This window comes from Hoylesella timonensis S9-PR14 (assembly GCF_000762405.1).
Classification (GTDB): Bacteria; Bacteroidota; Bacteroidia; order Bacteroidales; family Bacteroidaceae; genus Prevotella; species Prevotella timonensis_A.
The window spans coordinates 1-7066 of sequence record NZ_JRPQ01000201.1 but is presented as its reverse complement, the minus strand read 5'-3'; the positions used below and the strand labels follow the sequence as shown (position 1 = coordinate 7066).

Sequence of the window (7066 nt, the reverse complement as noted above, 5' to 3'; positions counted from 1 at the left end):
GGTCACGTTCACCCAATAAGATTGGATTATGACACCATAAAAAAAACTATCATCCAAGCNGTTGATAAGGCGGAACAAGGATAACAACAAATTGTATCATAAGCTGTATTGGAAGGCGGTTTGCAGGGATTGCAANCCGNCTTTGTTATATCNGCTTTTTTGTGGGACTGACNTTTGACTTTNTCTATGCTAAGGCTGATTCGAGGACTTGGCTTGAAGCTGCNTCTGCCTGTTCCATGATATTNTTTGTGTATTCGGGGTTGTTTTCCAACCGTTCTCTCCATATTTGAGAGTATTCTGGATTGGTCGCATCGAAACGGCAGCTCTGGCTGATAATACCACTACCCAAATGGGAAACTAAATTCTCAAAGAGGAAACTATCAAGGCGGAGTGTATCAAAATCGACATCACGGGTGCTTTCTACCATTGCAACGGTCAAATCACGATAATAGTCATCCTCGATTTCAAAACTNTCTTTCGGAGCTATATGTATGACTTTTTCGATATTGTCATAAANGGATAGGCCAGGAGTGCCGTCAAACTTCAATGCGATTTTATAGAAATTGCTGGAATCAAGAAACTGATACCCAGCTGTTTTCCTTCGCTCTGCCGCTATCATGTTCAATTTAAGAGATTCATAAGAACGCTTTTGGATAATGGGAAAGGTGGTTTGGGCTATATTGTACACTCTTGACACTTCTGTCTTTGTAAGTATGAAAAGGCNCTCTGCGTCTTGTAAAATTCCGAGACCTTTTGTCCTTAGTTCGTCTTCTGTAATAAAGAAGGGAAGCTCAAATCCCTGTTCTTCCATCCATAGCGCAAGCATAATAGCATTCGAGCCTGTAAAAAAGGTGCCATTAGCATCTCTGGGAATCATCATTTGCTTTGACACCCAAGGATTGTCGTCATTTTCAAGCTGCTTTTTGAGTTTGGTGCTTAATAACTTCCCATAAGCTCGATAGGCTTCCCGTCGCAACATTTCTGGCGTATGCCATCTGCCTTTTGAAGAAGATGCTAACCGGATATAGCCTTCTGGTATGGACTTTACANCTTGATCGACTGGTTGTTCTTCCGCTGACTGATTAGGCATATCCGTTTCATCAACACTCCCATCAACAGGCTCTGGAATGGTTTGCGACTCTTTTTGAATTTGNCCCGAATGCTCTCCTGTTCCATCCGGCAATGGCTGTGAGGGCGCATCTTTTTTGGAAGATNTTGATGTGGGTTCAACGTTTGTGGTCTTCCGACTCACACCGNACATAGAGGTGATATGCTCCCACAGCTCATCCAAGGTCTGATAATTGTCATCGATATTGTATACTGACAATTCTCGGTAGATTTGTTCAATATTATCCTGTAATACTTTTNTTACNGTTTCGTCCTGTGTTCTCTGAATATCGGACATTAACTTCGCAAATAGCATATCCGAATGAACAATAACTGCTTTCAGCAAGGTCGCTCTGTCTTCAGAAGAGAGTGTCACGGTTTTCAACGTGGCATTGTTGAAGGCGACTATCGTATCTGAAGCCTTTGCCACAACACGGTCTATTCTTATACCTTTTATTTCGCAAAAAGGATGCTTCATAGATGATAATACTTTGTCTCCGCAAAATTCTTTNCCGAATGCCCTGACAAAGGTCAGCAATTCCCGACCGCCATCTTGCTCACTTATGGCTTCNTTGATGTAGGTCAGTATATTTATAAATTGGTAAGATTTACTGGGCGTAATCAAACGGGNACTTCTGTCTACGAAAACATTAGGATCAAAGTCTAATACGATCGTTTCACCTGAAAGCGACCATGCTATTGGATAAAAATTCTTCCCATCGATAGAGCTGACACCAATAGAATCGTTGGCAGGGAACATGCCTTGACAAATATTATTTTTTTTCATTAGGGAAACTGATTCTGCAAACATTTCCTCCGCCATATCCCTCACCTTGGCTTCTTCGTTCCATTGATGCTGCTCGTCTTTATCGAGAGCGATTATTTTCTTATNTTCAATCAGTGATTTGAACTTTTTGTATGGGACGGTTTCTTCAGAATCATGGTAATGGCTGATTTTGCTATAATGATATAGAGATAAAGCTAAATCCATACCGGGTTTGTCGACAATGGATTTTACCCAAATAAACTGTTTGCTGCCGTCACGCCCCGTTTCCTTTGTAAAAAGGTTGTTCNGAAGACTTCTGCAAGCTCTTGCGTCTATCATCCTTACNAAGTCGGATTCTAATTCATAACCTTCAAGCTGCAATCGGCATAGACGATCGGCTTGTTGATCTATGCTGTCTGGAGTTGCCCTTGAATCTATCCATGTACTCATCAACCCATCCTGCCATTGAACAGGNGGGAAAAACTGCGGGTCGTTTNTATCTTGTCCTTTGGACTGCGATTTTGCCCAAAGGCTTTTCTCCACTGCCCAACTTTGAAGAAGGGTGCATTGCGCACGATTCTTCGACAAAAAAATAAGTTCTTCCTTGGAGAAAAAATGATTGGGCGGAAAAGGCTTTAAGTTGCCATGTTTTTGTCCTTTTCCACTGTCTGTTTTGCTTTTGTTATCTTGTTTGTTGCTAAATATCCTGCTCCACCCACTTAACAAACGCTTGTTGAAGATTCCTGATGGGTTATCGCTTTCAATCATATACTTGTCAGAGTTTAATATGGAATAAACACACTGGCTTATAAAGAATTGATTGTGTCAACNCTCTATAATGCCAGTGCTTATGTAAAATATAAAATTATGGCGGCTATTCTGTATGTGTGGAAGTTAACTCCCAAGGCTCAACACTGCTTGTACGGCATTCTATGTTAACATTGCCTTGATATATATGGAATAACAACTCTCCCTTGACTTCCACATAGGCATCGGGNTTGAAAAAATCCTGCTGTATNGGTTTCGGTACAAGGAAACGAACCCAAAGCCAGCCACGTTTTTCTCCATCCTTGTCCTGCGACACCCCAGAAAAAGTTTGAAACTTGTTTCCGTGCTTGTTGGTTCGTTCTGTTATCTCGCCTTTTATCTTGCCTTTGAAATCAATAGAACCCTTGAGTGAGTCTTCATCAGTAGACTTTACAATTTCTATTTCATCATCAGTACGGAGATTGTAATAGGTTCGGTCATCTATNCGCCTGATATAAAGCGTACCGCTAATTNTTACTCTACGACCCGTGGAATACTGCTCAACAGTGTCTTTATTGCCNGGAGCGGAAACGAAAACNTGAAGCTCGGCTCCGCTTCCATCGCTGCCGGCAATNGGGATGGTGATAGTGAAGGAAATAAAGGAATGACCTTCCTTGTTTTGCTTTTCAACTGCAGAATTACTTATGATTCCACAGGCTGTAACATTGCATTTAATCATATCGATAATTATTATAATAAGATAGTTAAGCTCTTTTGATGTTGTTTGCTTGTTGCTCTTCTGGCAGGTCGCTGTCGAAATTCAAAGAGGCTGTCTGCGCAAGTTGCTTGACATCGACACTTTCTCTGTCNCTTCTAATAGAAGCGGCTTCTTTGGTCTCNTTGNTTTCATTTGCCTCTTTGGACGCTTGCANATCTTTCATATTATCATCTCCCTGCAAGTCTTGGGCAAGTGTTAGGATGCCCATGAAAAGAGATGAGATAAGATTGGAGATGGGATTGCCACCGCCAGAAAGCCCTGCANTGTCACCATTTTTATTCATCAAGTATTCCAACCATCGGTCAGGATCGTCGGAATTTGTGATGTGAGCAAGCAACATCTGCATCTGGGAATTATCCATTGGGGATTCCCGTATTTCTGAAGGCGCATTGGTATACCCCATTTGAGAGGAATAGCGTGTCATCAAGTCTTGACCGCCCTTATTCAATGTGCCGGGGAGGTTCCCACGGAATGAGAGTTCGGCAAGATATTCTACAGGATCATAGCTTTGAAGTGTACCCTGTGCATTATAGAACTTGGTCTCAAAATGAAGATGTGGCCCCGTGGAGCGTCCAGTATTTCCTGAATATCCCAACTGTGTTCCCGCATTCACCGCATCACCGACTTTTACTCCGATCTCNCTAAGGTGCATATAAGTGCATTGAAGGCGAGTACCGTCCGTTCGNTGATATTCTACNGTAATCATATTGCCAGCTGCACCGTTGTTGGGNTTNACGGCAATGACTGTACCATTGTCTTCAGTACCGTAAATGGGAAGATACCTACCGTTGGTGCCAAGATCGATGCCTCCATGATGGTGACCTGTGCGTTTCTCTCCATATTCTCCCGTTACTTTCAAACCTTCTAAGTTAATGGGCATGCACCAATGTCCTTGTAAGGGTGTGAGTGAAATGCCCGAGGGGGCAACCTTCGTTTGATCAGGTTGCTGACCTCGCATATATCCCACCTGCAATCCATGCTGTTGCGCCTGTTGAACGGCAATACGATCAAATCTGTCCAAACCATATCCGCTGATAATGCTTTCTATTTGAGATACGTAGTTCTTTGCAGTGGCATAACCACCAGCTTTGATACCTTTTGCCCAGCCTAAATGATCCGTACTGTCATTGATCGGGCAATTTCTCAGATAGCGTTGCTGAAGCAATATGGCGGAATGGTCACTAAGGCTTTGAGATACGTTATCGTATGACCGAAATGCTTCATGGGGACGGTCATCATCATAATAACTTACTCTACCTGTCCAAGACGAGCCTTTCTTGATTCCGAAGAAATTGTTGTCGTGAAGAGCGAGAGCCGAGGTTCCCCAAGAACTCTCAATGGCCATTTGAGCAAGAATGACAGAGGAGGGGATGCCATACTTGACCTGTTGCTCCATAGCATAGGGTGCGTATCTGGCAATGAATTCTGAAGTTGATATGGCCATGTTTTTAATAATATGTCATGTCGAATAGTTACTGAATTTGTTAATTGAGATGAAGGGAACGTACTTTCTGTTTGAGATTGGACTGATTCTCTTCTTCCTTTTCGGAAGNTGATTGTGAAGTTCCTTCAACTTTATTTTCTTTCATATCGGATTCCTGTTGGCCATTCTCAACAGACTGCTTTCCATTCTCTGCAGATTTTTCGGTCTGCACATTTTCTTTCAGAAAAGGGGCGAAAGCAACTGCTGCAATAGCTTTCTTGTAGGCGGACATATCATCCGCCAGCCACATCCTGTCCCATCGCTGTTTAGAAATTTCCTTTTTCATGAATTTTCCGTCTACAGTGGCCATNACATATTTTTTGTCGGGATTTTCCCTGTCTTTAGTGATGGTAGGACGCTCTATTTTGCTGATGTCTACATTGGGAACTTTCGGCATGATAAGATCTACCTTAATTTCTGGATGTGCCTTGGCAACAGCGTAGTATTTCTGTGCAAGGGCTTGATGAATTTCCTGCTGCCTATCCGTTCCTCTGACATCGAAGTATAACTTCTTATGAGAGTCATTGGGATAAATGGCGAACGAGGGTTCTTTCTCTGCCTTGAAGAAAAATGCCCATTGTCCTTTTTCGTCACGCATTGGCGTAAATATTTCAATCTTTGGTAAGGCTGCTGCTGCAATCTGCGGTTTTACATCAATATCTCTATGCTGACTGAACTCATATTGTTTCAACCGATCTACGGAGACGGTCTTATCCTTATAGTAGTCGTCAGGCTCTTTGAGTCCTAAAGCACCACCGGCATTATAGAACTTGACATCGGTGATGCCCTCGTGTCCTAATGCTATTTTGATACGATCTTTGCGAATGCCCGAGATCTCTACGTTGTCTTCAAGAGAAGCTCCTTCAGGAAGAATGACATCGGCTGAACCTTTTGCTGTATCTCTGACAATGACGATTTCTTTTGAATCTATATCTGGGAGCTTAGACAANTCGGTGGAAATCTGATATTGNCTCTCACTGACGGCCAGGTCTTTNAGGGGCAAATCCTTACGAATTTCTTCGTACTTGACAAGCTGCTTCTGCATGTGCTTATCGATGGACTCAACGGCATTGTTGACATCTTTCTCCAGCAGTCCCAGCAGTTTGGGATTTTCCTTGATCTCTCGTTTCCAATAGTCAATATGTTGCATACTTTCTTTTGAAAGGCTTGCAGGAAGTCCCTGACGTGCCATCAGAATTCCAGCAGAGAGGTCTTGAACAAATCTCTCGTATTTCGCATCNTCGTTGGGGAGGAGATTATTNCGNCCCATGCGGTCTAAACGTTGCTCGCTGCCTGTGGCTGCTACAATGGCTCGGTAAATATCATTGGCCTTCGCAATGGCAGCCTGTCGGCTATTACCGCTATTCTTATCCATCATACCGCTGACAATAATCTTGTCAGCTTGCTTGTCATATTCTGCATCTTGCAACACCATGACACGCTCATAGCCGANACCTGCGGATTTGGCTACTTTTTGGGCGGTTGAATANGCCTTGTTCAACACATCCTTTTCATTGGCTACTCTTTTTATGAGTTCTGAACTGTCAAGGTTGTCGGCAACAACAACCCACTGCTTGGCTTGAACGAGCTTTGGCAGATAGTCGTCGATTCTGTCAAGTGGAAAACCTGTGGACTTGATTTTTTGACCATTNACCTCNGTTTGACCTACTGGTAAACCTAATATTTTACCTGCTCTNGTGGCATCATTGCCGTAAATATGATACTGGTTATCGTTACGCGCAACGACAATGGCTGTTGGATGGTTGGATTTAAGTTTTTCGGAATAATTTATCATATTTGTCACGCCACGTTCGGAGAGTTCCTCATATTTGGCACCTTTCTCTTTCAGCAAATCACTGTACATTTCTTTTCCTGTCAAGGATGTTTGGTCGATATTGAAAATCTGCTGGGTCTGACGGGTATGATGTTTGACATAAAGAGACTTCTCTTCCTCGGGAAGTCCCTGATATTCACCCTTGGTGATAACATCTTTAGTAGCAATATTCTGGTAATCCCAACGAGTCCAATTGAAAGGAAGTGCTTTCTCATTAGTTTTGACAGAATCGCCTACATTCTTCAGNTCATCAAAATAGGCATAAACATTGGAGCGGTANCCCTTCTGATCGGACTGAAGGTTCATCATCAGATTGTTATACGGAGTAATTGGTGTCTTTGCCCAAAGAAA

The 7066-nt window shown here is 42.8% G+C and carries 2 protein-coding genes; both read right to left on the bottom strand.

The genetic code is table 11. The features are described from left to right. Positions 1-3384 precede the first annotated feature (3384 nt). Complete coding sequence (locus HMPREF9304_RS15215) at positions 3385-4794, bottom strand: glucosaminidase domain-containing protein (RefSeq protein WP_445236342.1); 1410 nt, start codon at positions 4792-4794, stop codon at positions 3385-3387. 88 nt (positions 4795-4882) lie between these two features. Continuing rightward, positions 4883-6676, bottom strand: coding sequence for a MutS N-terminal domain-containing protein (locus HMPREF9304_RS11590; RefSeq protein WP_445236341.1), 1794 nt, complete (start codon positions 6674-6676; stop codon positions 4883-4885). Positions 6677-7066 lie beyond the last annotated feature (390 nt).